The organism is Actinopolymorpha singaporensis (assembly GCF_900104745.1).
Lineage (GTDB): Bacteria > Actinomycetota > Actinomycetes > Propionibacteriales > Actinopolymorphaceae > Actinopolymorpha > Actinopolymorpha singaporensis.
In genome coordinates, this window is sequence record NZ_LT629732.1 from 5693742 (window position 1) to 5719595 (window position 25854).

General features: G+C 72.3%; 21 protein-coding genes. 8 read left to right on the forward strand and 13 right to left on the reverse strand.

Going from position 1 to position 25854, the window contains the following annotated elements; genetic code table 11:
• Positions 1-92: 92 nt before the first annotated feature.
• The 7 genes from truB to rimP form a co-directional block, all read right to left on the reverse strand.
• Positions 93-965 (reverse strand): tRNA pseudouridine(55) synthase TruB, encoded by an 873-nt coding sequence (gene truB, locus BLU27_RS25450; protein WP_092656134.1) that lies wholly within the window; start codon positions 963-965, stop codon positions 93-95.
• A 91-nt stretch (positions 966-1056) separates the two neighbouring features.
• Complete coding sequence (gene rbfA, locus BLU27_RS25455; RefSeq protein ID WP_092656135.1) at positions 1057-1506, reverse strand: 30S ribosome-binding factor RbfA; 450 nt, start codon at positions 1504-1506, stop codon at positions 1057-1059.
• Between the two features lie 202 nt (positions 1507-1708).
• Entirely contained in the window at positions 1709-2017 is a 309-nt protein-coding gene (locus BLU27_RS25460) for a DUF503 domain-containing protein (RefSeq protein ID WP_241827630.1), read from the reverse strand.
• A 291-nt stretch (positions 2018-2308) separates the two neighbouring features.
• The gene (gene infB / locus BLU27_RS25465; protein ID WP_092656136.1) at positions 2309-5413 is read right to left on the reverse strand and encodes a translation initiation factor IF-2; all 3105 of its coding nucleotides are present in this window, start codon (positions 5411-5413) and stop codon (positions 2309-2311) included.
• 84 nt (positions 5414-5497) lie between these two features.
• Positions 5498-5911 (reverse strand): YlxR family protein, encoded by a 414-nt coding sequence (locus BLU27_RS25470; protein WP_338417584.1) that lies wholly within the window; start codon positions 5909-5911, stop codon positions 5498-5500.
• Positions 5912-6114: 203 nt separating this feature from the next.
• Positions 6115-7188 carry a transcription termination factor NusA gene (gene nusA / locus BLU27_RS25475; RefSeq protein WP_241827632.1) on the reverse strand — a complete coding sequence of 358 codons (1074 nt, stop codon included), beginning with the start codon at positions 7186-7188 and terminating at the stop codon, positions 6115-6117.
• A gap of 4 nt (positions 7189-7192) precedes the next feature.
• Positions 7193-7786, reverse strand: coding sequence for a ribosome maturation factor RimP (gene rimP, locus BLU27_RS25480; protein ID WP_092656137.1), 594 nt, complete (start codon positions 7784-7786; stop codon positions 7193-7195).
• A gap of 364 nt (positions 7787-8150) precedes the next feature.
• Here rimP and BLU27_RS25485 point away from each other — a divergent pair, with 364 nt between their 5' ends.
• On the forward strand, positions 8151-8780 hold the full coding sequence (locus BLU27_RS25485; protein WP_092656138.1) for a ferritin-like domain-containing protein: 630 nt from the start codon (positions 8151-8153) through the stop codon (positions 8778-8780).
• Positions 8781-8850: 70 nt separating this feature from the next.
• Positions 8851-9354, forward strand: a complete 504-nt coding sequence (locus BLU27_RS25490; protein WP_092656139.1) for a ferritin-like domain-containing protein — start codon at positions 8851-8853, stop codon at positions 9352-9354.
• A 25-nt stretch (positions 9355-9379) separates the two neighbouring features.
• Here the strand turns inward: BLU27_RS25490 and BLU27_RS25495 are convergent, their stop codons facing one another.
• Positions 9380-11320, reverse strand: a complete 1941-nt coding sequence (locus BLU27_RS25495) for a GxGYxYP domain-containing protein (protein WP_157728803.1) — start codon at positions 11318-11320, stop codon at positions 9380-9382.
• A gap of 119 nt (positions 11321-11439) precedes the next feature.
• The gene (locus BLU27_RS25500; RefSeq protein WP_092658275.1) at positions 11440-12204 is read right to left on the reverse strand and encodes an HAD family hydrolase; all 765 of its coding nucleotides are present in this window, start codon (positions 12202-12204) and stop codon (positions 11440-11442) included.
• Between the two features lie 233 nt (positions 12205-12437).
• Here BLU27_RS25500 and BLU27_RS25505 point away from each other — a divergent pair, with 233 nt between their 5' ends.
• The 3 genes from BLU27_RS25505 (at position 12438) to BLU27_RS25515 (ending at position 16552) form a co-directional block, all read left to right on the forward strand.
• The gene (locus BLU27_RS25505) at positions 12438-14243 is read left to right on the forward strand and encodes a gamma-glutamyltransferase family protein (protein ID WP_092656141.1); all 1806 of its coding nucleotides are present in this window, start codon (positions 12438-12440) and stop codon (positions 14241-14243) included.
• Between the two features lie 268 nt (positions 14244-14511).
• Positions 14512-15672: a hypothetical protein gene (locus tag BLU27_RS25510; RefSeq protein WP_197681577.1), complete on the forward strand. Its 1161-nt coding sequence runs from the start codon at positions 14512-14514 to the stop codon at positions 15670-15672.
• A gap of 67 nt (positions 15673-15739) precedes the next feature.
• Complete coding sequence (locus BLU27_RS25515) at positions 15740-16552, forward strand: helix-turn-helix transcriptional regulator (protein WP_092656142.1); 813 nt, start codon at positions 15740-15742, stop codon at positions 16550-16552.
• Between the two features lie 33 nt (positions 16553-16585).
• Here the strand turns inward: BLU27_RS25515 and BLU27_RS25520 are convergent, their stop codons facing one another.
• Positions 16586-18355 carry a proline--tRNA ligase gene (locus BLU27_RS25520; RefSeq protein ID WP_092656143.1) on the reverse strand — a complete coding sequence of 590 codons (1770 nt, stop codon included), beginning with the start codon at positions 18353-18355 and terminating at the stop codon, positions 16586-16588.
• A gap of 515 nt (positions 18356-18870) precedes the next feature.
• On the opposite strand from BLU27_RS25520, the gene BLU27_RS25525 reads away from it, so the two are divergent.
• Genes BLU27_RS25525 through BLU27_RS25535 form a run of 3 tightly spaced genes read left to right on the forward strand, consistent with a single transcriptional unit; the run spans position 18871 to position 20172 of the window.
• A complete protein-coding gene (locus BLU27_RS25525) occupies positions 18871-19335 on the forward strand; it encodes a YbaB/EbfC family nucleoid-associated protein (RefSeq protein WP_157728804.1) in 465 nt (154 codons plus the stop codon).
• Positions 19336-19341: 6 nt separating this feature from the next.
• Complete coding sequence (locus BLU27_RS25530) at positions 19342-19677, forward strand: hypothetical protein (protein WP_092656145.1); 336 nt, start codon at positions 19342-19344, stop codon at positions 19675-19677.
• 6 nt (positions 19678-19683) lie between these two features.
• Positions 19684-20172, forward strand: coding sequence for a WXG100-like domain-containing protein (locus tag BLU27_RS25535; protein WP_092656146.1), 489 nt, complete (start codon positions 19684-19686; stop codon positions 20170-20172).
• A gap of 33 nt (positions 20173-20205) precedes the next feature.
• Here the strand turns inward: BLU27_RS25535 and BLU27_RS25540 are convergent, their stop codons facing one another.
• From BLU27_RS25540 to BLU27_RS25550, 3 genes are read right to left on the reverse strand one after another with little or no spacing between them, the layout of a single operon-like run.
• Positions 20206-21147, reverse strand: a complete 942-nt coding sequence (locus BLU27_RS25540) for a DUF389 domain-containing protein (RefSeq protein ID WP_241827633.1) — start codon at positions 21145-21147, stop codon at positions 20206-20208.
• 51 nt (positions 21148-21198) lie between these two features.
• Positions 21199-24912 (reverse strand): hydantoinase B/oxoprolinase family protein, encoded by a 3714-nt coding sequence (locus BLU27_RS25545; RefSeq protein ID WP_241827634.1) that lies wholly within the window; start codon positions 24910-24912, stop codon positions 21199-21201.
• 49 nt (positions 24913-24961) lie between these two features.
• Entirely contained in the window at positions 24962-25807 is an 846-nt protein-coding gene (locus tag BLU27_RS25550) for a GNAT family N-acetyltransferase (RefSeq protein ID WP_092656147.1), read from the reverse strand.
• Positions 25808-25854 lie beyond the last annotated feature (47 nt).

Consider the following 25854-nt stretch of genomic DNA (forward strand, 5'->3'; position numbering starts at 1 on the left):
TCCGCCGGCCCTCGGTCCGGTCCCGGCATCCGGCACAACGCAGGGACCTCGGCCCCGTCCGGACCGAACCGATCCCCGGCCAGGCCCCGCGATCAGCTCGCGAACACCGCGAGCGGCCGGGCGCCTTCCTCGACGTCCTCGTACAGCGCGAGGAAAGCACCGTCCGGGCCGAAGACTCCCACCGGGCCGCCGCCCACCCGCACGCCGGGCAGCTTCTGCCCGAACGAGACCAGCCGCGCCGTGTGCTCGTCCACGTCGAACGTGGGGAAGGTCCGGGCCGCCACGTCGGCGATCGGCACCACCTCGAAGTCGCCCTCGAGCTGGTCGATCCTGCGGGCCTGCTCCAGGCCGTAGGCACCGACGCGGGTACGCCGCAGCGCGGTCAGGTGGCCGCCCACGCCCAGCCCCGCACCCAGGTCACGGGCCAGCGCCCGGACGTAGGTCCCGCTGGAACACTCGACCACCACGTCGACGTCCACGACCTCGCCCATCGGCCGGACCTCGGTCACCTCGAACCTGCGGACCGTCACCTGACGCGGTGCAAGCTCGACGTCCTCACCTTTGTGCACCTTGCGGTAGGCGCGTTCGCCGGCCACCTTCACCGCCGACACCGCCGAGGGCACCTGGGAGATCTCGCCGGTCAGTGCGGCGATCCCCTCCTCGATGTCCGCCCGGCGTACCTCCCGCGCGGACGTCTGGGCGGTCACCTCTCCCTCCGCGTCGTCGGTGCGGGTGGACACCCCGAGCCGGATCGTCGCGTCGTAGGCCTTCTCGGTGAGGGTGAGGTAGCCGAGCAGCCGGGTGGCGCGTTCGATGCCGAGGACGAGCACACCGGTCGCCATCGGGTCGAGGGTGCCGGCGTGGCCCACCCGCCGGGTGTGCGCCAGCCTGCGGACCTTGCCCACGACGTCGTGGGAGGTCCAACCGGCCGGCTTGTCCACGACGACGATGCCGCTCGGGCTCACGCCAGGTCGGGCCGCGCCAGGTCGGGCCGCGCCAGGTCGGGCCGCGCCGGGTGGGGTCGCCTCAGGTGGGGTCGCCTCAGGTGGGGTCACGTCAGTCCTCGTCGGCGAGGTCCTCGTCCGTGCGCGGCACGCGGTACGGATCCGCCTCGCCGGCCGGGCTCGCCTGCGCGGCCCGACGGGCCACCTCCGCGTCGGAGTCACGGGCGCGGCGCAGCAGGTCCTCGATGTGCTTGGCGTTCTCGGGTACGGCGTCGGCGACGAAGGTCAGGCTCGGCGTGTGCCGAAGCCCGAGCCGGCGGCCGACCTCGGAGCGGATCAGCCCCTTCGCGCTCTCCAGCGCCACGGCGGTACCCGTGTGGTCCTGGTCGCCGCCGAGCACGGTGTAGAACACGGTGGCGTCGCGCAGGTCACCGGTCAGGCGGGCCTCGGTGACCGTCACGAAGCCGAGCCTGGGGTCCTTCACCCGGCGCTCCAGCATCTCCGCGACGATCACCTGGATCCGGTCCGCGAGCTGGTTCACCCGTGTCTGGTTCATCGCCATCCTCTCCTCGGCCGGCGGGCGACCCGGCCGGGGTCGCCCACCGGTCCGGGTTCGCGTGCTTCGTGCCGGCTCACTTCGGTTCCACCCGATACCACTCGGTCCTGCTGGTCCGAATCGTGTCGCCCGATCGGTCTCACCGGGTCCTCACGGTCCCGCCGGGAACCGCGCGGGTACTACTCGTCACTATCGTCACTGGTCGGTACTACTCGTCGTCATCGGAGAACAGCTGCCGGCGTACCTGCAGCAGTTCCACACCCGGGCGCTCGGCGAGCATCCGCTCCACCGCGTCCAGGACGTCGCGGCAGCGCACACTCTCGCCACTCACCACGGCAACACCGATCTCCGCCCGACGGTAGAGGTCATGGTGCCCTGTCTCGGCGACGGACACGGCATGGCGGCGTGCGATCTCCGCCACGATCGGCCGGACCACCGAACGCTTCTCCTTCAGCGACCGCACGTCGCCGAGCCGCAGGTCGGCGCACAGCGTCCCGGTGAACATCGGCTCGCCCATCCTCCGGAAGTACGACATCGACGACTGCGACCGGCCCGGGCCGCAGCGGCGGCTCGCCGGCCGCACCCGGCCCGCGGCACGCCTCGGCACGCCGCAGCACACAGCCAACCACTCTCGTGGCGCCCCGGTCGCGACCGGGGCGCCCGGGCCGAAACGAAGCCCCGAAGCCCTCCGGCGAGGAACAACACAGGCGTGCTGTGGGTCCCCTCCGGAGTCGCTCCGGGGCTTCGTCGACGGCGAGTCCCGATCGGCCGGCCTTGTGAACGCCAGGCCGGCCGACGGGGATCGGGGTCAGCCGCGCGGCTTCTCCCGCATCTCGTACGTCTCGACCACGTCACCGACCCGCACGTCGTTGTAGTTGTGCAGGGTGAGGCCGCACTCGTACCCCTCGCGGACCTCGGTGGCGTCTTCCTTGAACCGGCGCAGGGACGCGATGTCGCTGCTTTCCACGACGACCGCGCCGTCGCGGAGCAGCCGCGCCTTGGAGTTGCGGCGGATGGTCCCGCTGGTGACCAGACAGCCGGCGATGGTGCCGAACTTGCTGGAGCGGAACACCTCCCGCACCTCCGCGGTGCCGAGCCGCGCCTCTTCGTACTCCGGCTTCAGCATGCCCTTCAGGGCTGCCTCCACCTCTTCGATGGCCTGGTAGATCACCGAGTAGAACCGGATCTCCACGCCTTCGCGGTCGGCCAGCCGCTCCACCGACCGGCCCTGGGCCCGGACGTTGAAGCCGATGATGATCGCGTTGTCGATCGTCGCAAGGTTGACGTCGTTCTCGGTGACCGCACCCACACCGCGGTGCAGGATCCGCAGGTCGACCTCCTCGCCCACGTCGATCTTGGCGAGCGCGTCCTCCAGGGCCTCGACCGACCCGGACACGTCACCCTTGATGACGAGGTTGAGGGACTGGCGCTCCTCGAGCAGCTTCGACAGGTCGTCGAGGCTGACCCGCTTGGTGCGCTGGGCGAACGACGCGTTGCGCTCGCGCGCCTCGCGCTTCTCCGCGATCTGCCGGGCCATCCGGTCGTCGGCGACGACCATGAAGGTGTCACCGGCGCGTGGCACGGCCGACAGGCCGAGTACGAGCACCGGTCGCGCGGGCGGAGCATCCTCGACCGGCTTGCCGTTCTCGTCCAGCATCGCGCGCACCCGGCCGTACGCCGGACCCGCGATGATCGAGTCGCCGACCCGGAGCGTGCCGCGCTGCACCAGCACCGTCACCACCGGACCGCGACCCTTGTCCAGGTGCGCCTCGATCGCGAGACCCTGCGCGTCCTGGTTGGGGTTGGCCCGCAGGTCCAGCGCGGCGTCGGCGGTGAGCACGATTGCCTCGAGCAGCCCGTCGAGGTTGGTCCGGGCCCGTGCGGAGATGTCGACGAACATCGTGTCGCCGCCGTACTCCTCGGGGACCAGGCCGTACTCGGTGAGCTGGCCGCGGACCTTCGCCGGGTCGGCGTCGGGCACGTCGATCTTGTTGACCGCCACCACGATCGGCAGGTTGGCCGCCTTGGCGTGGTTGAGCGCCTCGACGGTCTGCGGCATCACGCCGTCGTCGGCCGCCACCACGAGCACCGCGATGTCGGTCGACTGCGCACCACGGGCACGCATGGCGGTGAACGCCTCGTGGCCCGGGGTGTCGATGAACGTGATCTTGCGATCCTGTCCGTCCACCTCGGTGGCGACCTGGTAGGCACCGATGTGCTGGGTGATGCCGCCCGCCTCGCCGGCCACGACGTCGGCGTTGCGGATCGCGTCCAGCAGCTTGGTCTTTCCGTGGTCGACGTGACCCATCACCGAAACGACCGGCGGCCGGGCGATGATCTCGGCGTCCTCGCCCTCGTCCTCACCGAACTCGATGGAGAACGACTCCAGCAGCTCGCGGTCCTCGTCCTCGGGCGAGACCACCTGGATGTCGTACTCGAGCTCGGCGCCCAGTAGCTGCAGCGTCTCGTCGCTGACCGACTGCGTGGCGGTCACCATCTCGCCCAGGTGGAACATCACCTGGACCAGCGACGCCGCGTCCGCACCGATCCGCTCGGCGAAGTCGGTGAGGCTGGCGCCTCGCGGCAACCGGACGACCTGACCGCCGCCGCGGGGAACCCGCACGCCGCCGACGGACGGCGCCTGCATGTTGTCGAGCTCCTGGCGCTTCTGCCGCTTCGACTTGCGGCCACGGCGCACCGGTCCACCCGGACGCCCGAAGGCACCGGCCGTACCGCCACGACCGCGCGCGCCACCGGGACGGCCGCCGAAGCCACCGCGCGGCGGAGCACCGGCGGGAGCACCGGCGCCGCCACCACCCGGGCGACCGGCACCGCCGCCGGGACGACCGGCACCGCCACGACCCGGCGCGCCGGTGCGGCCACCGGGACCACCGGTACGGCCGCCAGGGCCGCCGGGGCGGCCACCGGGACCGCCGGTGCGGCCGCCGGGACCGCCCGACCGTGGGGCCGGACGCGACGGCATCATGCCGGGGTTCGGACGGGGGCCACCCGGACGGTCGCCGGAGCTCTCCGGCCGGGTCGGCATCATCGCGGGATTGGGCCGCGGAGCGCCGGGGACGCCGCCGCCCTGCTGACCGGAACCGCCGCCGTCACGACGCGGACCACCCTGGCCGGGTCGCTCCGAGCGCGGCCCACGCATGCCGGTGGTGGAGGTGAAGGGGTTGTTGCCCGGACGCGGAGCCCCACCCTGACGCGGGCCGGACGGACGCTGCCGGGTGTCGCCGCCCTGACCGCCGCGACCACCGGGGGCGCCGCCGGGACCACCGGGACCACCTGGTCCGGGCTGGCGCGTGGGGCGCTGCCCGGGAGGAGCCGGCCTCGCGCCGGACGGACCCGGACGCTCTGGACGGTCCGGCCGGTCGGAACGTTCTGGCCGGTCGGTACGACGGCCACCGTCGGGCCGCGGGCCCGGACGGGGCGTCTGCGGCTGGGGCGCCGACCGCTCGGGTGCCTGGGGCGCCGGGGCGCTCGGCTGGGCCGTGGCGCTCGGCTGGGCCGCGGCCGCCGGGCGCTCGGTCACCTCCGGCGCGACCTCGCGAACCACCTCGGCGGGCGCGGGGGAAGGCTTCGCCGGAGCCGGCCGCGGCGGCGCGGGCTTCGCGCCGGGGACCGGAGTTGGTTTGGGTGCCGTCGGGGCCGCAGCGCCCGAAGCGGCCTGCGCCGGGGACGCCGGTGCGGCCTGCTTGCTCGCGGACTTGCGCGCCGATCCCCGTCCGCCGGCCTTGCCACCGGTTTCGGTCGCGAAGGACTCCTTCAGCTTGCGGACGACGGGTGCCTCGACGGTTGACGAAGCGGAGCGAACGAATTCACCCAGCTCCTGAAGCCTGGCCATGACGGCCTTGCTTTCGATGCCGAACTCTTTGGCGAGTTCGTAGACCCGGACCTTTGCCACTGCTCTCCTTTGCCGGCCCGGGCCCCTCGTGGGTCCAGGCCGCTAGTAACCAGGCGTGCTCATTGCTCGGTTCTCATCGAGTGCTCATGAGCCGCTCGACCCACTTTCTTTGCCTGGGCGGCGCCCCTGGTCGCGCTGGGCGTCGCCGGTGTTCGGTGCGTTGCTGGCCAGATCGGTGGCATCCGCCTGGCCGGTGTCGACTGGATCCTGCTGCTCGACATGGCGCCGGAGCGGACCGACGTCGATCGGGGTTCGCGCACGCAGGGCGCGCGCGAACGCTCGTCGGCGTTCGGCGAGTCCGAGGCATTCTCTCGTGGGATGCAGATGCGCCCCACGCCCCGGCGCGTGGCCGGTGACGTCCGCGACCAACCGTGTGGCGGTCTCGTCACGTGCGAGGACGACCCGGAGCAGGTCAGACTTTGCCGTACGTTGCCGACACCCCACACACGTGCGCACCACGTGCGGACGCGTGTTTGGTTCCAGACCTGTACGACCCACCTCGTGAGAGTGTACCCAGACCGCCGGACTCGGCGAGCGCTGGATCTCTTGATCCGGATCGGAGAAGGGTCCGATTCCGGCCGGATCTCCCGGATTCGCCTGGTCAGCAGGGGTCGGACCAGTCTGGTGCCGGACGGGCCGACGCCGACCTCGGTGCCGCCTCCTGGTCGGTGGTGTGCCGGCCCCTTCCGGAACGAGCCTACCTACTGCTGGTCGCCGGCCTGCTGGTCGCCGACCGCGCCCGCGCCGGCCGGGTTCGGCGGCTCGGCAGAGCCCTCGCCCGCGGCAGTGGTGCCCGGTGCCGGCTCGGCCTCGGCCGTGTCGGACCGGATGTCGATCCGCCAGCCGGTCAGCCTGGCGGCGAGCCGGGCGTTCTGGCCCTCGCGTCCGATGGCGAGGCTGAGCTGGTAGTCGGGCACGACCACCCGAGCCGACCTGGCCGCGGCGTCGACGACCTCGACGCTGCGCACCCGCGCCGGCGACAAGGCCTGCTTGACGTACTCCGCCGGGTCCTCCGACCAGTCGACGATGTCGATCTTCTCACCGTGCAGCTCGTTCATGACGTTGCGTACGCGCGAACCCACCGGGCCGATGCAGGCACCCTTGGCGTTGACCGACGGGTTGCGGGAGTGCACCGCGACCTTGGTGCGGTGACCGGCCTCGCGGGCGATCCCCCTGATCTCGACGGTTTCGTCGGCGATCTCGGGAACCTCCAGCGCGAACAGCTTCCGGACGAGGTTCGGGTGCGTGCGGGACAGGGTGATCTGCGGGCCGCGGAAGCCCTTGCGGACGGCCACCACGAAGCACTTGATCCGGTCGCCGTGGTTGTAGCGCTCACCCGGCACCTGTTCCTGGGGCGGCAGCACGCCCTCCACCCGGCCGAGGTTGACGTAGACCAGCCGGGGGTCCTTGCCCTGCTGGATCACCCCGGAGAGGATGTCGCCCTCCTTGCCGACGAACTCGCCGAACATGTGGTCTTCCTCGGCGTCGCGCAGCCGCTGCAGGATGACCTGTTTCGCCGTGGTGGTGGCGATCCGGCCGAAGCCCGTCGGGGTGTCGTCCCACTCCCGCGCCGGCTTGCCCTCGTCGTCGAGCTCGGTGGCGTAGACCGTCACGTGCCCGCTCTTGCGGTCGAGTTCGACCCGGGCGTGCTGCTGGGCTCCCTCGGTCCGCTGGTAGGCGATGAGCAGTGCCTGTTCGATCGCCTCGCAGACGGCCTCCAGAGGGACGTCCTTCTCGCGCTCCAGGGCGCGCAGGACCGCCATGTCGATGTCCATGGACCTATCCCTCCTTGTCCGTGCCGTCGTACCTGTCGTACGTGTCGTCGCTGTCGTGGTTGTCGTGGTTGTCGTCGTCGTCCGGAAGGTCGGTGTCGTCGAGCTCCTCGCCGGACTCGGCGTCGTCGGCCGGCGCCATCTTCGCGAACTCGACCTGCACCCGCGCCTTGGCCACCCGGGCGTATTCGACCTGGTGGGGGGTTCCGTCGACGTCCAGCTCGGCACTCCGCTCGTCGGCCGCGGTGACCCGCCCGAGCAGCTGGCTGCCGTCGGCGTGCACCACCTTGACCAGGCGGCCGACGTTGCGCCGCCAGTGACGGGGTTCGGTCAGCGGGCGGTCGACGCCCCGCGAGGTCACCTCGAGGGTGTAGGAACCCGCACCCATCACGTCGCCGGCGTCGAGCAGCTTCGCCACGGTGCGCGAGATGTCGGCCAGCTGGTCCAGAGTGACGCCGCCGTCGGCGTCCACCACGATCCGCAGGACGGTACGGCGGCCGGCAGGGGTGAGGTCGACGGACTCCAGGTCGAGTCCGGACTGGGCGAGCACCGGCGCGAGGAGGTCGGCCACCTGGTCACGAGCAGCAGCGCCGCTTGCCACGGGTGCCTCCCTCTCTAGTTGTGCGGTCGGTGCGGGCGCGGTGCCACCCGGTGTCGGGTGCCGCGGTGAGCGGCGCCGTCGCGACCACCTGGTTGCCGGCCCGGCCGCCCCGCCGACTGGTGCGGACCTGGTGCGAACTGGTGCGAACCGAGGGCCGACCGGAGTGTCCTGCGGTCACCTCGACCCGGCCTCGGCGTGGTCAGCGTACCCGGCACCGGAATTGCCCTTCAAACGGCGCCGCGCGCCGCGCCGGAGCGCCGTTCGATCTCCGCGGCGGAGGGCTCCGGCGGGCCGGAATTCCCCAGGTCGGAGAAGGGGGACGTAACGCGCCGAGGCCCGAATTCGCTCGGGTAACGTCACGCTCGTGAACGCGCCCACCAACGCTTCGTCCCCTGCGCCTCCGCCGTCTCCGGCGTTCGCCGAGGTGTCGCCGACCCGGCGTGGAGTCCTGCGGACGACCCTGGGAGCCGGCGTCCTCGGCCTGACCGGAGGCCTTCTCGCGGCCTGCACGACCGGCCACGACACCGGGCCCGGGTCGTCCAGGGGCGCCGGACACGGCTTGGATGCGGCGCCCACGCCCGACCCGGATCTTCCGGTGCTCACCTCGGCGCTGACCGAGGAGCGGGCGTTGCTGGCCGCCTATGCCGCGACCGTGGCCAAGCACCCCGACCTGCGAAAGCAGCTGTCGGGATATGTCCGGCGGCACGAGGAACACCTCGCCGCAATCACCGCGCTGACCCGGCGTGCCGGCGGGTCCACGGCCAGTCCGTCCCCGACCCCGGGCCGCACCGCGAGTCCCGGGCCGACCTCCCCGGTCGTCCCCGACGCGGGCGGAGACTCGGTCACCGCCCTGCTCGCTCTGGAGAAGGCCGCCACCGCCGCGCGCCGGACCAACGTCCGGGTGGTGCGCGATCCCGAGCACGCCCGGATCCTGGCCTCGATCGGTGCCTGCGAGTCGGCCCACGTGCTGACGCTGGGCGCGGGGAGCTCTTAGATGTTTCGACGACGCTCGACGAGTTCGGCGGGTGCGAGGAGTTCGACGCCGCCTCCGGGGAGGCTGACCGATGAGTGACCGTGAGGTCGCCGGCCTGCAGGAAGCGCTGGCCGGTGTGCACGCCGCGATCTGGGGGTACGGCGTGCTGACGCCCCAGCTGGGTTCGGACGACCGGAGCCGGGGCGAGAGCACGATCGAGCTGTACCGCGAGCTGCGGGAACGCCTGCGGACGCTGGTGCGTGCACGGCACGCCACACCGGTCGCCGGCGACGCGGGCTACCGGCTGCCGTTCCAGGTGACCGGTGGCAGGAGCGCCCGGCGGCTCGCGGCGTACCTCGAGGACGGATGCGCCGGCGTGTTCGCCGACCTGGTGGCTGCCGCGACCACGTCGAGCGTGCGCACCATTGGCGCCGACCTGCTCGCCGACTGCGCCCGCCGGCGCCTGGAGTGGGGCGCCGACCAGGTGGCGTTCCCCGGTGTCGCCCATCCGCCCGGTGCGGCGCCTACGCCCACGCGTCCGGCGTCGCCGTCGGCGTCCCGCCGCGTCTCCGGCGCCGGTAGTCGACAGCGGTAGCGAACCCGGCACGGTCGCCGCGTGCTCAGCCGAGGTGTTGCCGAACCAGCGCGTAGAAGGTGTGCGCGTCCACGAGCTCCACCGCCGCCTCCCGCGCCTGCGCGAGCACCATGTCCACCACCTCGCGGTGCCACGAGGGGCTTTCCAGGATGGTGCGCACACAAAGGAACCGAGGCGCCGCGGGCGGCCCGGCCAGGTCGCCGTCGAGCGCGTCCCGTAGAGCCCGGGCCGCGGTCGCCGGGTCGGCGCGCGGCAGGTCGGGGCCCATCCGGACGAAGGGGGTGGTGCCGACGAGTCCCATGGGTTCGATCTTCTGCGCGGCGAACCCGTCGGGTGAGAAGTCGGCGTACGCCGCCCTGGTCTCGGCGTCCATGCCCGGCGCGTAGCCGTCGATCACGAAGCCGGTCACGGTGAGGTCCCATCGGGCGTAGCGCGGCCGGCAGTGCCGCCTCCACGCGGCGACGCCCGACGGCAGGCCGGAGAACTCGCGCGGCTCGGCCAGCATGCCCGGGTTGACGTAACCAGCGCCGCTGTCACCGGCCACGAACGTGTCGGCCGAGGTCGCCGTCCGCCGCGCGAGGTCCAGCGCCACCGGCATCCGCTCGGCGAGGTTGGGATTGAACGCCCAGTTGAGCGGGACCTTGCCGCGGGCGGCGTCGTCCCAGACATAGGGCATCACCTGGTACAGCCAGGCGGCCGAGTCGTAGTCGCCCACGTAGAACATCACGTAGCGGCGCGGGGCCACCGCACCCGACGCGTCGACGAAGCCGCGGGCCCGCAGGTCCGCGGTGGTCGGGCGCGGGCGTTGCGGGTAGGCCGACCGCAGCGGGGCGTGCCGGAACACCGAGGCGTTGGCCATCGCGTCGAGGTTCTCCGCGTCGGCGTCGAGGTAGGCGTTGTAGGCGGAGGCGACCTGCACGAAGCGCCACTCGGTGGCCACCGGTTCGTGGTGCCCGCCGGCCGGGTCGACCGTCGTGTACTTGTAGCCCCACGGGACGAACCCGTGCACCGGGACCATCGCTCCGCCCGCCCGCTCGTAGGCCACCCGCAGGATCTCCTCCAGCGTGGCCTGGTCGGTGCCGACGGGCTGGTTCGGATCGTCGACAGGAGCCTCGTCGTCCCAGGGCAGCAGGTCGAAGAAGAACCCGCGCCGGCTGACGAGGTAGTCGTGGTTGGTGAGCAGGGCCTGCTGCAGCTTGCCCTGAGGCCGGCATAGCCAGTAGCCGTCGAGGTAGTAGCCGAGATCAGGAGTGGACCGCCCGGTGCGGAGATAGTGCTCGACCGCCCAGACGTACGCGTCGCACTTGGCGCTGCCGGTCGACTCGCGCCGGGTGCCGGGAATCGGCCCCCGGCCGGTGAACAGCGAGCTCCCGTCGTCGCGTACGAGTCGTACGACGGCCGGCAACCGCAGTGGTCCGTCGGCCGCGTCGCGGATGCCGACGTAACGGGTGTACAGCGAGTCCGGTGAGGGGTCGTACCGAACGGCCACCAGGTCGCGGGCGCCCGCCACCGTCGACGCGACGTCGGAGGTGGCCGGCACGTTCGGGTCCCACACCACCGCGCCTCGGAGCGAGCGGCGGAAGGTCGTGACCAGATCCTCGAGGGTGCCGAGGTGGCGAAGCGGCCGGTCGGCGAGCAGGCCTCCGTCCCGGCGTAGTACGGCGAGCCAGTAGTCGTCGATGTCCTTGGTGCCGAACTCGCTGTGGTCGACAAAATGAACGTAGAGCCGGGGATGGTCGCGGTTGACGATGCCCTGCAGGGTGGACACGAAGTGGAGTTCGTCGTACGCCCGGGCAGCCTGCTCCGGATCGGCCAGGTCGAGGGTGTACAGGTGCGTCAGGTCGTAGTGGAACACCGGCTCGGCGGCCGCACCCGGGGGCGCGGGGCGCGCAGTGGCCAGCAGCGAGGCGCCGGCAGCGAGGCCGCCCAGGCCTCCGACGAAACCGCGGCGGTCGATCTCGGGCATGGCGGGTCCTCCCCGTACGACTGTCATCGGCGTCGGCCGATCTCCTCCTGAGCCGTGGCCCAGGACATCGGCCCGAGGTGTGTGCTGAGCGCAATGGCATCGCTACCGGACGGCGGGGTTCAACCGCCGCGACCGGTAACGGCTGGCCGGGTCGGCTCAGCAGCGGTAGCCGACCCGGATCGCCAGCCGTCCACGAGCGGGAGGATGTCGGCCAGTCGCTGGACCACCGCGTCCGGCTCGCCGTCGGTGTGCCCACGCTGCAGGGCGGGAATCTCGCTGTGCGGCACGTGGACGGCCCGCATCCCCGCCGAGCGCGCACCGTGGATGTCGTCGAAGAGCCGGTCGCCGACGAAGACGCAGTGCTCCGGGCGGTCGACGCCGACGGCCGCCATGGCGGCGCGGAACGCCTCCGGGTGTGGCTTGGTGTGTGCGATCTCGCTGGTGTAGACGGCTCCGTCGATGAGGTCGAGCAGCCCGTCGCGGGCGAAGACGAGTTCGTGGTCGTCGCGTGGCCAGACGGTGTTGGACAGCACGCCGACCCGGATTCCCCGCTCACGCAGCGCCCGGAACAGCGGTGCGGCGTCCGGGTCGGACAGGGTGTGCGGCTCCCACCAGGCGCGATAGGCCTCGACCCCGCGCTGGTGCGCCGGACCGGACGGCTCCAGCCCGGCCGCCCGGACGATCGTGTCGAACGCGGTCGCGCGGTGCTCCTCCCTGGACCGCCGCCAGGCCTCGTCCTCGGCCGCCCGCAGCGCTGCCGACACCTCGTCGCCGTGCGCCGGGTCGTAGGCCCGGGCGTAGTGCCGCCACTGGTCGTGCAGGTCGACCGTGTGCCAGGGCGTGAGAGTGCCGCCCCAGTCGAAGATCACCGCGCTCACTGTCATGCCGGGATGGTGCCAGCGGGCACCGACAACCGGGCTGCCGTTCGCACCTGCCGCCCGCACCCGCTGTCCGCACTCCCCGTCGGCCGGCGATCGGCGGTGCCGGGACCGGCATCGCGGCCGCCGGACGGCGTACACGCGTTAGGGTCGGGCGCACCGCCGGTCGCGCCCGCACGTCTGCGTCGCCGTGCCCGAGACCGCCGGCCGGCTTCCTCCTTCGACGACGAGGACGGTTCATGACGTTCACCACCCGCCCGACCCTCCGGGGCACCTTCGGCATGGTCGCGTCCACGCACTGGCTGGCGTCGCAGAGCGCCATGAGCGTGCTCGAACGCGGCGGCAACGCCTTCGACGCGGCCGCCTGCGCCGGCTTCGTCCTGCACGTGGTCGAGCCGCACCTGAACGGCCCGGGCGGTGAGGTCCCCGCCGTGGTGGCCACCGCCGGCGACCCCGCGCCCAGGGTCCTGAACGGGCAGGGACCGGCACCGGCGGGCGCCACCATCGAGCACTTCCGCGACCTGGGCCTGGACCTGGTCCCCGGCTCCGGGCCGCTGGCGGCCACCGTCCCCGGAGCGGTGGACGCCTGGCTGCTGCTGCTCCGCGACCACGGCACCTGGCGGCTGCGCGACGTGCTCGAGCCGGCGATCGGGTACGCCCGCGCGGGTCATCCGCTGGTGTCCGGCGCGGTGACGACGATCGCCACGGTCGAGCGGTTGTTCGCCGAACACTGGCCCACCTCGGCGGCGCTGTGGCTGCGCGACGGAAAGCCACCGGCGCCGAACGCGATGTTCGCCAACCCGGCGTACGCCGGCACCCTGGAGCGGCTGGCCGCCGAGGGCGAGGCCGCCGGCACCGGCCGGGAGGCCCAGATCGACGCCGCCCGCCGGGCCTGGCGGGAGGGGTTCGTGGCCGAGGAGGTGGCGGCGTTCTCCCGGCAGGCGCACCGCGACGCAAGCGGCGCCGACCACGCCGGCGTGCTCACCGGTGACGACCTCGCCTCCTGGTCGGCGTCCTGGGAGGAACCCGCGACTTTGGAGTGGAACGGCCTGACCGTGGCCAAGACCCGGGCGTGGGGTCAGGGGCCGGTCCTGCTGCAGTCGCTGGCCCTGCTGGACGCGCTGGACGCCACGGCCGACATCGACAGCACAGACGGCAGCGGTGAACTCGGCGTCCACCTGACGGCGGAGGTGCTCAAGCTCGCCCTGGCCGACCGGGAGGCGTGGTACGGCGACCTGCCCGACTCCCCGCTGCCGGCGCTGCTGTCCAGGGAGTACGCCACCGAACGCGCCGCGCTCGTGGGCGACCGGGCTTCGGGCGACCTGCGCCCCGGCTCGCCTGAGGGACGTACGCCGAGGCTGCCGGCAGCGCACGCCGACCCGGAACGGACCGCCCCGGCCGGCGGACGCGGGACCGGCGACACCGGCGAACCCACCGTCGACCTCACCGGCCGTACCCGCGGCGACACCTGCCACGTGGACGTCGTCGATCGCTGGGGCAACATGATCTCCGCCACGCCGAGCGGCGGCTGGCTGCAGAGCTCGCCGACGATCCCCTCGCTCGGGTTCTGCCTGGGCAGCCGGGCACAGATGTTCTGGCTGGAGGAGGGGCTGTCCTCCTCGCTCGTGCCCGGTCGGCGTCCTCGTACGACGCTGTCGCCGACGCTGGTGCTCGCCGACGGCCGTCCGGTGCTCGCCTGCGGCTCCCCCGGTGGTGACCAGCAGGACCAGTGGCAGCTGCTGTTCCTGTTGCGGCACCTCGGCGCGGGGCAGGACCTCCAGCAGGCCATCGACGCGCCGGCGTGGCACACCACGAGCTTCCCCGGTTCGTTCTACCCGCGGACGATGGAGCCGCGCGGTCTGGTGGTCGAGGACCGGCTCGGCGAGGAGGCGATCGGTGCGCTGGAACGCCGCGGCCACGTCGTCACGCGGTCGGGCCCGTGGAGCCTCGGCCGGCTGTGCGCGGTCGCCCGCGACCCGCGGACCGGTGTGCTCTCCGCGGGCGCCAACCCACGCGGGATGCAGAACTACGCCGTCGGCCGGTGAGGAGGACCGGTGGACGAGGACCGGTGGACAGGGACCGACCGTCGACGGGGACCGTGTGAACGACCCCGTGGACCGGTGACAGATCGCCGGGGTGTCGCCTAGTCTGGCCCCGGCGCCCTGCCGCGCCCAACCTCCGCGATCCACCCCAGCGGGATCTGCCAGGGAGGCAAAGGGGAACCGACCTCGGCAGCGGGCATGATCACCTGTCACCGCTGTCGTGCTCGGCTCCGCTGGGGGGCGCTGGCACGGCACGAAGGGACAGGTCGACATGACCCGAGACGCCGCGTTCAAGCGCCGTGTCCGCGCGCGGATGGCCAGGACGGGTGAGCGGTACGCCGCCGCCCGCGCACAGTTGGCGGACCGGACCGCCCCCGAGCCCGGAGACGAGCCGGCAGCCGGGATCGCCCCCGAGACCAGAGCAGAGACCAGAGCAGAGACCAGGGACGACCACACCAGGGACGTCCTGCACGTCACCAACGGCGACTGCGCCGCGGAGGTGATGCGGGCGGCCGGGCTCACCGAGCCGATCCTGCCCTGGCGGGACGTACTCCACGACGGCCCGGTGCCCGGCGGACTCACCGACGCCGAGCTTCGTGCCGTACGCGCGGACTTCATCGCCGGAGAGGGGCTGGATCCGGCCTCGGTGCGTGCCGACTTCGATGCCCGCGACGCAGCCCTCGCGGCCCACCGTGGTGGCCGGGTTGTGCTGTGGTTCGAGGCCGACCTGTACGACCAGCTCCAGGTGGTGCAGATCCTCGACCAGCTGCACCGGGCCGGTGTCCCACCGGAGTCGGTGTCGCTGGTGTCGGCCGGAGAGTTTCCCGGGATAGCGCACTTCGGCGGACTGGGCGAACTGGCGCCTGCGGACCTGCTGCGGTTGCGTGCGGACGAGCTCCCGCTGACCGCCGAGGCGTTCGACCTCGCGATAGCCGCCTGGGGGGCGTTCACCGCTCCCGACCCTGGCGGACTGGCCGAGATCGCGCGGTCGGCCTCGCCCGTCCTGCGGCACCTCCCGGAGGCGTTCGGCCGGTTGGCGCAGGAGTACCCCGCGCGCTCGGACGGACTCTCCCTGACCGAGCGCAGGATCCTCCTTGCCGTCGACGGTGGCGCGGGCACGGCAGGCGCGGTCTTCGCCGAGGTGCGGCGCCGCGAACGCCGGCCGTTCCTCGGCGACACCTCCTGCTTCGACCGCATCGCCGAGCTGGCGGCTGCCCGTCAACCGCTGCTTGCGGTGGATGGTGACACAGCCGACGGACCGTACGCCGAACGTCGGGTGGCGCTCACCACGGCTGGACGGGACGTCCTCGCCGGCCGGGCCGACCACGCCGAGCTCAACGGCGTGGACCGCTGGATCGGCGGTGTCCACCTGACCGGTACGCATCCGGCCTGGCGTTACGACGAACGGCTGGAGAGGCTCCTGCCGGGCTGAGCGGCTCGGCCTGCTGACGTACTGCACCGAGCTGACGTACTGCGTGCGCCGGCTCTATGGTCGGTGCATGCAGTACGTCAGTCGGGCGCCGAGTGCGGCGCTAGCGCCGTTCGTCCGTCACCTCGGATACGCCGAGGGCATCGCGGGCAACGGCCGCGAGCGCGCGTTGCCGACCGGCGTTCCGCAGCTGCTGGTCAACCTGGCCGAGGACAGGTTCCGGGTGTACGGGGAGGCCGGCGACGCGCAGGCAGCGGAGTTCGTCGGCGGCGCAGCCTTGTCCGGACCGCAGTCCGGCGTCCGGGTGATCGACACAGCGGACCAGCGGGAGACCGTGTGGGTGGCGTTCCGGCCGGGCGGCGCGGCCCCGTTCTTCGCCGGGCCGGCGGACCGGACCGGTGAACGGCTGCTCGACCTCGACGCGCTCTGGGGCGACCACGCGGGCGGCGAACTTCGCGAACGCCTGGCGGCGGCGGCCACACCGGGGGCGAAGCTGGACGTGGTGGAGCAGGTCCTGCTGAGCCGGGCGGTCCGCCCCCTGCGGGCCGACCCGGGACTGGAGTTCGCGGTGGGCGAACTCCACCGGGGCAGACCGGTCGCGCAGGTGGCCGAACGTTGCGGGCTGACCGGCCGGGCGTTCACCCGGCGGTTCGCTGACAACGTGGGGTTGACACCGAAACTCTTCGCCCGCGTACGCCGCTTCCAGCGGGCGCTGGCGGCGATCCCCCACGACCGGCCGGTCGACTGGGCCGAGATCGCCCACCGGACCGGCTACTTCGACCAGGCCCACTTCGTCAAGGAGTTCCGGGCGTTCACCGGCCTGGCGCCGTCGGCGTACCGACCGCGCTCGGCGACCACCCGCAACCACGTACCACTCGGCTGACCGGTCGACGGACCGGCCCGGAAGCACAGCGGGTCAGGAAGCGCAGACCTCCACCAGATGGTCGACGACCTCGGCGATCGGCAGATCGATGCGTTCGCTGGTACGCCGGTCCTTGATCTCCACCTTGCCGTCCACGATCCGCCGCCCGCAGGTCACGATCGTGGGGATGCCCAGCAGGTCGGCGTCGTTGAACTTCTCCCCCGGGCTCGCCCCGCGCCGGTCGTCCAGCAGCACCCGGATGCCCCGGGCGTCCAGCTCGGCGGCGAGTCGCTCGGCGGTCTCGAACGGCGCGTCGTTCTTGCCGGTGGCGATGACGTGCACGTCGGCCGGGCTGATCTCGCGGGGCCAGATCAGGCCCTTGGCGTCGTGGTTCTTCTCCGCGATCGCGGCGACTGCCCGGCTCACCCCGATGCCGTACGACCCCATCGTCACCACGACCTGCCTGCCGTTCTCGTCCAGCACCGTGAGACCGAGCGCCTGCGCGAACTTGCGGCCGAGCGCGAAGACGTGCCCCATCTCCATGCCCCTGGCCGAGGCCAGCGCGCTGCCGCAGCGCGGGCACGGGTCACCGTCGCGTACGTCGGCGGCATGGATGGTGCCGTCGGGGGTGAAGTCGCGGCCGGCGACGAGGTCCACCACGTGTTTGCCGGGTTCGTTGGCGCCGGTCACCCAGCGGGTGCCCGACGCGACCCGTGGGTCCACGAGGTAGCGAACCCTGGCCGGCTTGTCCGCACCCAGCGCGGCGGGTCCGATGTAGCCGCGCACCAGCTCCGGCCTGGCCGCGAAGTCCTCGTCGGTCGCCGCCTGGACGGTGGCCGGGTAGACCTGGGCCTCCAGCCGCTTCAGGTCCACCTCCCGGTCACCGGGTACGCCAACGGCAAGGAGTTCGCTGTCGCCGCCTGGTTGGACGACCTTGACGATGACGTTCTTCAGGGTGTCGGACGCCTGCCAGGGACGGTCGTCGCGACGGAGCTTCTCCCGGCCGTTCAGGAGCGCGACCAGCGACTCGATCGTCGGGGTGTCCGGCGTGTCCTCCACGTGCGCGGCGGGCAGGCCGGCGTGCGGCACCGGCTCGGTGGCGGGCACTTCCACCGCCTCGGTGTTGCTCGCGTAGTCGCAGGATGTGCAGCGGACGTAGGTGTCCTCGCCCACCTCGGTGGGGGTGAGGAACTCCTCGCTGAGCGAGCCCCCCATCGCTCCGGCCATCGCCTTGACGATCACGTGGTCGAGTCCGAGCCGGTCGAACGTACGGACGTACGCCTCACGGTGCCGGTGGTAGGAGCGCTCCAGGCCGGCGTCGTCGACGTCGAAGGAATAGGAGTCCTTCATGGAGAACTCCCGGCCCCGCAGGATGCCGGCCCGCGGACGTGGCTCGTCGCGGTACTTCCACTGGATCTGGTAGATCGACAGCGGGAGGTCCTTGTAGGAGGAGAACAGGTCCTTCACCGCAAGGGTGAACATCTCCTCGTGGGTGGGGCCGAGAAGGTAGTCGTTGCCCTTGCGGTCCTTGAGCCGGAAGATGTCGTCGCCGTAGTCGGTCCACCGGCCGGTGCGTTCGTACGGCTCGCGCGGCAGCAGCGCCGGGAAGTGGACCTCCTGGAACCCCGCGGCGTCCATCTCCTCCCGGACGATCCGCTCGACGTTGAGGTAGGTGCGCCAGCCCAGCGGCAGCCAGGAGTAGATGCCCGGTGCGACCCGCCGGATGTAGCCGGCGCGCACGAGCAACCGGTGGCTCGGCACCTCCGCGTCGGCCGGGTCCTCGCGCAGCGTGCGCAGGAACAACGTCGACATCCGCAGGATCACGGGGAAACTCCTCCGAGGAAGGGACGGCGGCGTCACCACCGCCGGGACCGAGGCGAGAATACCGGCTGTGCGTGACCAGGCCCCTGCTCGGCCCGAGGCGTGCCACGTCGCGAGGCGGCCCCGAGCCACAATTTCTCCACAGCCAGCGGATCGGTCGCTCACCCGGATCTCCTTGTGGACAACGGGTTGGATGGCGGTCGCCATCGCTAGAGTTCGAACATGTATTCGACAACCAAGGATCTTCCCCGCGGCAGGGGCAGCGGCACCGTTGCCCGGTTGAGGGCTGCGCTCGGCATGTTCGGGGCCGGCATGGACCAGGCCCGGTCGACGCCGACCCTGAAGCCCGCACCGGCCGCGAACGACGAGGCGGCACAGGGCGACGCTCCGATCGAGGGACGTTGTCCACAGCTTGTCGATCACGTCCGGGTGGCGCCCGAAGTGTGGGCTAGAGTCGCTCAGCAGCGGAGATCCCGCACACCGGGGCATTAGTGCGGGACGACAACGGGGAGGCGGCCGTGGCCGACGTCAGCGCCAACGACTTCGACCGGCTGTTCGACGACGCCATGGCGGCTCTGCGGCCGCTGGCCGGGCAGCCTGACCCCCACGCTGACAGCGCTCCCGGGGCTGAACAGGGCGCCGCCGACGGCGGCGCCGAACCCACCGGGCCGGTCCGCGGTGTCGGCGAGGCACTCGACGGCTACGTCCGCGTGACCGCCAAGCCGGGCGGAGAGCTGGAGACGGTCGAGCTCAACCCCCGCGTTCTGCGTTCGGACTCCGAGTCGATCGCGGAGGCGTTCCGGGAGGCGGCCAACGCCGCGCTCGCCGACCTGCAGGCCAAGCTGACCAGCGCCCTGCCCGCGCTCGCCGACCAGCAGCAGATGCTCGAACGTCTGCAGGAGTTCCAGCAGCAGTCGGTGATGCAGATGCGGCGCTACCTGCAGGCCATCACCGACGTCCAGGACCGACTCGACAGGGACTGAACGACCATGGGTGACGAGAGCGTCAGGCTCGGGTGGAACCAGCTCAACCGCGCCTCGGGAGACCTCGACAAGGCGGCCCAGGACCTCGCCCGCGAGCTGAAGGGGATCAAGGCGGAGCTTGCCGCCTTCGGTGAGCCGTGGGGCGGCGACGAGATCGGGATGCTGATCGGTGTCACCCACCAGGCCGTGTCGGAGTTCGCCTTCGACCAGCTCGACGGGATCCTCGGCGACCTGACCGCACACTCCGAGGCCGCCAACCACGTGGCGCGCACCGCGCGCGACAACGAGGAGGGCGGCGAGCAGCTGTTCAGCCAGGTCGGCAACGACGTCGAGGCGGTCTGAGACGACATGGGGCTCCAACTTCCCGGCGAGCTGGTCACCGTGCTCGGCATGATCGGCATCAACTGGCCGGAGGGTGACGAGGAGAAGCTGTTCGGTATGGGCCAGACCTGGGTGGACTTCGCCGGGCGGCTGAGCACGGTCGCAGGCGGCGCCGAGGGCGCGGCCACCAAGGTCTCCGAAGGGCACGAGGGCCCCACCGTCGAGGCGTTCACGAAACTGTGGGCCGAACACGGCGGCACCAGGAACCTCGACATCGCCTCCACCGCCGGTACGGGCTTCGGTCTCGGCCTGTTCGTCTACGCCGGGGTGGTGCTGGTCCTGAAGATCAACGCCATCATCCAGCTGGTGATCCTGGCTTTCCAGATCGCCCAGGCGATCGCGACCGCGGCGGTGACGTTCGGCGGCTCGCTGCTGGAGATCCCGATCTTCCGGCAGATCACCAAGTCCATCATCGAGAACCTGATCTGGATGGCGATCGGGCAGATCATCGGCTGAGCGTACGGCGCACCGGCCGGCGTGGCCCGCCCGTCAGATCCGGATCCGCTGCCCCGGTCTGCCCACCGCCTTCTGTAGCATCAGCGTCGCCACCCCGGCGAGCACGATGGCGGCCATGTTGATGCCGAGCTGGGCCGCCGAGCCGGCAAGTTCGGCGAGGTCACCGAGCGCCAGCGCCGCGGCGAGGTTGCCGGCCGCGGGCACGGTGGTGACCGAGATGAACACGCCGACCAGCGTGCCGGACTTCGAGGCGGTGAGCGACAGCACGCCGGCGATCCCCGCGATGAACGCCACCACGAACGACCACCGGTCCGGGGTCCAGATGAACCCTGTCAACGGTCTGGGCCGGTCGATCTGGGCGATGGTGATCCATCCCGCGGCCCGCGCGATCAGGCACAGTACCGTGGTGCCCGCGATCGCCGCGGCGAAGCCGACGGCCAGGGTGAACAGCCCCCGGCGCAGCAGACCCGTGCGGTGATGCACGATCCCGACCGCGATCGCGGCCAGCGCGACGAACTCCGGGCCCACCACCATCGCGCCGATCACCAGGATCGAGGAGTCGAGTACGACCGCGATGGCGGCGAGAGTGGTGGCGAGGAAGAGGAACGACAGGAACGTCCACGAAAGCACGGCGTCGTCGGAGGTGTGCCGTACGACCTCCTCCCAGATGACCGCGTCCGCGCCCTCGCCCGGCGCGGCGCGCTCGGCGCGTTCGGCGGCGTCGTAGACGGCGGTGTCGACCATCTCCATGGCGATCGTCCCGTCGGAGTCGAGGCCGAGGTCGCGCAGCCCACAGAGCACCCCCTCGACGGACTCCCGCGCGATGTCCGCGAACACCAGATCGCCCGGGGGCCGGATCGACGCGCCCGGCACCACCGCCAGGTTGGCGACGCCCACGCAGTCCTCGAGGAGCGCGACGACCTTCTCGGTCCGCTCCGACGGTGAGGTCACCCGCAGATGCAGCACGCCGGACATGGTAGGTCGCGCACCTACCGCGCTCGGGTCCGGCCGATCAGGTGCTGCCGATCAGGTGGACCCGTCCCGCCCGGAAGGACCCGACGGACCATCTGGTCCAGACGGCACAACCGGGCCGTATCCCCCTCCGCCCGGTGTCTCCACGACCAGGACGTCGCCGGTGCCCACCTCGGCCGAATCGGCACCCGCCAGCTCCACGACGCTGCCGTCGGCGCGTTCGACCCGGTTGTGCCCGAGCGCGCCGGCCCGGCCGCCGGCCATGCCGTACGGCGGAACCCGCCGGTGGCCCGACAGCGTGCTCACCGTCGCCGGTTCCAGGAACCGCAGCCGGCGCACCGCTCCGTCGCCACCACGCCAGCGCCCCTCACCGCCGCTCCCCCGCCGGATCGCGAAGCTCTCCAGCAGCACCGGCAGCCGCCACTCCAGCACCTCGGGGTCGGTCAGCCGGGAGTTCGTCATGTGCGTCTGCACCACGGCCGCGCCGTCGAAGCCGTCGCCCGCACCCGACCCGGACGCCACCGTCTCGTAGTACTGGTGCCGCGCGTTTCCGAACGTCACGTTGTTCATCGTCCCCGAGCCCTCCGCCTGCACGCCGAGCGCGGCGTACAGCGCGCCGGTCACCGCCTGCGAGGTCTCCACGTTCCCGGCGACGACGGCCGCCGGGAACCTCGGCGCGAGCATGCAGCCCTCGGGTACCACGATGCGCAGCGGCCGCAGGCACCCGTCGTTGAGCGGAATGTCGTCGTCGACCAGGGTGCGGAAGACGTACAGCACGGCCGCGGTCGCCACCGACGCCGGTGCGTTGAAGTTGGTGTCGAGCTGGGCCGAGGTGCCGGTGAAGTCGATGGTGGCGGTACGCGCCGAGCGGTCCACCTCGACCCGCACCTCGATCCAGGCGCCGGAGTCCATTTCGTAGCTGTACGACCCGCCGTCCAGGGTGGCGACGACCCGGCGGACAGCTTCCTCGGCGTTGTCCTGCACGTGCCGCATGTACGCCTGTACGACGTCCAGCCCGAAGTGGTCGATCATCTTCCCGACCTCCTCCACTCCCTTCTCGCTGGCGGCGATCTGGGCGCGCAGGTCGGCGAGGTTGGTGTCGGGGTTGCGGGAAGGGTACGGCGCCTCGGTGAGCAGCCGCCGCGTCTCCTCCTCGCGCATGCGGGCGTTCTCCACCAGCAGCCAGTTGTCGAACAGCACCCCCTCCTCCTCGACCGAGCGGCTGGTGGCCGGCATCGAGCCGGGGGTGAGCCCACCGATCTCGGCGTGGTGACCGCGGGAGGCGACGAAGAACAGCACCTTCTCCCCCGCCTCGTCGTACACCGGCGTCACCACCGTCACGTCGGGCAGGTGGGTGCCGCCGTGGTAGGGATCGTTGACCGCGTAGACGTCGCCGCGCTTCATCGCGGAGCCGCGCCGGCGGATCACCTCCTGCACGCTCGCGCCCATCGAGCCCAGGTGCACCGGCATGTGCGGCGCGTTGGCGATGAGGTTGCCGTCGGGGTCGAACAACGCGCAGGAGAAGTCCAGCCGCTCCTTGATGTTCACCGACTGCGCGGTCGAGGACAGCCGGGCACCCATCTGCTCGGCGATCGACATGAAGAGGTTGTTGAAGATCTCCAGCAGCACCGGGTCGACCTCGGTGCCGACGTCCTCGACGTCGGCGCGGGCGCTGACGCGTTCGATCCGCAGGTGGCCGGTCGCGGTGACGGTCGCCGCCCAACCGGGCTCGACCACCGTGGTGGCGTTGGCCTCGGTGACGATCGCCGGTCCGCTGACGGTGGTGCCGGCAGCGAGCCGGTCGCGCCGCAGGAGCGGTACGTCGTGCCAGCGGTCCCCGGCGTACATCCGTACCGCCGGCTCCTGCGCCGCGCCGCCCGGGTCCTCCCCGGCCGGGCTTCCGTCGCCGGGGTCGGCCGGCGCCAGGGCGTCCAGGTCCGGAGGGACGGTGGCGCCGACCGCCTCGACCGACACCGCCTCCACCACCAGCGGGCGGTCCATCAGGAAGGAGTACGTACGCCGGTAGGCCGCCTCGAACTCCGCCACCATCGCCGCCGGGTCGGCCGGCTCGGCCAGCGCCACCGGCACCGCGGTGTCGGTTCCGTCGTAGCGCAGGTGCGCCCGCCGGACCACCTCGATGCGTTCGGCCGACACCTCCTCGGCGAGGAGCTCGTCGCGGGCGGTGCGGGCGAGGTCGTCGGCCACCGCATCGACCCGCTTGAGTCCGTCGGCGTCCAGCCCGCACTCGACGGACTGCTCGCGCATGGTGGTGGTGTCGGCCAGGCCGATACCGAGCGCGGAGAGTACGCCGGCCATGGGCGGCACGAGCACCGTCCGGATGCCGAGCGCGTCGGCCACCGCGCAGGCGTGCTGGCCACCCGCGCCGCCGAACGTGGTGAGGGCGTACTCGGTGACGTCGTGCCCCTTCTGCACCGAGATCTTCTTCACCGCGTTGGCCATGTTGGCGACCGCGATCGCCACGAACCCGGCGGCGACCTGTTCCGGTGTCCGGTCGTCGCCGGTCGCGGCCGCGATCTGGCCGGCCAGCTCCGCGAACCCCGTCCGCACGACGGAGACGTCCAGCGGCTGGTCGCCGCCGGGCCCGAAGACGTGCGGGAAGTACGCCGGCTGCACCCGGCCGAGCATCACGTTGGCGTCGGTGACGGTCAGCGGGCCGCCGCCGCGGTAGCAGGCGGGCCCAGGGTCGGCGCCCGCGGAGTCGGGCCCGACGCGGTAGCGGCTGCCGTCGAAGTGCAGAACCGACCCACCGCCGGCCGCGACGGTGTTGATGTCGAGCATCGGGGCGCGCAGCCGCACGCCGGCCACCTGGGTGTCGAAGACGCGTTCGTACTCTCCGGCGTAGTGCGAGACGTCGGTGGACGTCCCGCCCATGTCGAAGCCGATCACCTTGTCGAACCCGGCCAGCCGCGACATCCGCACCATGCCGACGATCCCGCCCGCGGGCCCGGACAGGATGGCGTCCTTGCCGCGGAAGTGCCCAGCCTCGGCCAGCCCGCCGTTGGACTGCATGAACATCAGGCGTACGCCGGACAGCTCGTCGGCGACGTGCTCGACGTAGCGGCGCAGCACCGGTGAGAGGTAGGCGTCGACCACCGTGGTGTCACCGCGCGGCACCACCCGCATCAGGGGGCTGGCCTCACTCGACAACGACACCTGCGGAAAGCCGATCCGCGCCGCCAGGGCGCCGACCTGTTGCTCGTGCGCGGGATGGAGGTAGCTGTGCAGGCAGACCACGGCGACCGCGCGAACGCCGTCGGCGTACACCTCGCGCAGCTTCTCCTCCAGCGCGCCGCGGTCCGGCGGACGCAGGACGGTGCCGTCGGCGGCGACGCGTTCGGCGACCTCGACGACCCGCTCGAACAGCATGTCCGGCAGCACGATGTGCCGGTCGAAGATGCGCGGGCGGTTCTGGTAGCCGATCCGCAGCGCGTCGGCGAACCCCTCGGTGATCACCAGCGCGGTCCGCTCGCCATGGCGTTCGAGGAGCGCGTTGGTGGCCACGGTGGTACCCATGCGGACCGACTCGATCAGCTCGGCGATCGGCCTCGCACCGGGCGGTTCCTCGCCTGCCCGGTCCAGCAGCGCCCGGATGCCGGCGACCGCGGCGTCGGCGTACCGCGCGGGATTGTCCGAGAGCAGCTTGTGGGTCACCAGGGCACCGGTGGGTGTGCGGGCCACCACGTCGGTGAACGTGCCGCCCCGGTCGATCCAGAACTGCCAACCCGTGACCACTGTCCCGCGTGCCAAGCCGCTCCTCACCGGATCGGTTCCTACCGGACGGACCCCAGGGGTGCCCCTAGAACAACACGGTCATGAACGTGTCGGCGTGGGTGAAGCCGACGCGTGCGTAGGTGCGCCGTGCCGCGTGGTTGAAATCGTTGACGTACAACGTAGCCACCGGCGCCACGTCACGCAGCCCGGCGGCGGTCACCGCCGCGACCCCCGGCGCGGAGAGTCCCTCGCCCCGCCGGTCCGGCCGCACCCACACGCCCTGGATCTGGAACGCCCGCGGAGTCGCCACCCCGATCTCGGCCTTGAAGACGACCTCGCCGTTCTCGAACCGCGCGAACGCGTGGCCCCGGGCGATCAGCTCCGCGACCCGTGCACGGTAGTAGGCCCCGCCGTCGCGCTCCTCCGGGCTCACCCCGAGCTCCTCGCGGAAGAACGCCACGCTGGCGCGGTAGAGCGCGTCGAGCTCGTCGATGCGGACCCGGCGCACGGCCGGGTCGGCGGGCACCGCCGGCTGGTCGCGGGTGGTGAGGAACGGCTGCTCCGCACGCACCCCACGGGCCGGTCCCCAGGTCGGCGCGAGCGCGTCCCACAGCGGCGCCACCGCCTCCCGCGGGCCCCACACCGACGAACAGTTGCGGCCGTAGCGCAGGGCGAGTTCGGCGAACGCCGCGACCGCGGCCGGCGTGGCGGCGACGGGCACGAGGTTGGCACCGGCGAAGCACAGCGACGTGAGCCGGCTGCCCTCGCCGTACCCCCACAGCTGCCCGCCCATCCGGCGCAGGTCGCTGCCGGCCGCGCGGACCCGCGCGTCGATGAACACGTTGGTCACCGGGTCGGCGTCCAGCAGCCGCCGGACAGCGCGGAGATCGGACGTGCGCAGGAGCCGGACCCGCTCGGTGGTCTCGAGCATCCCCCGCCTCCTCGTGATCGTCACCGCCCGGGCCTGGAAGAGACCCG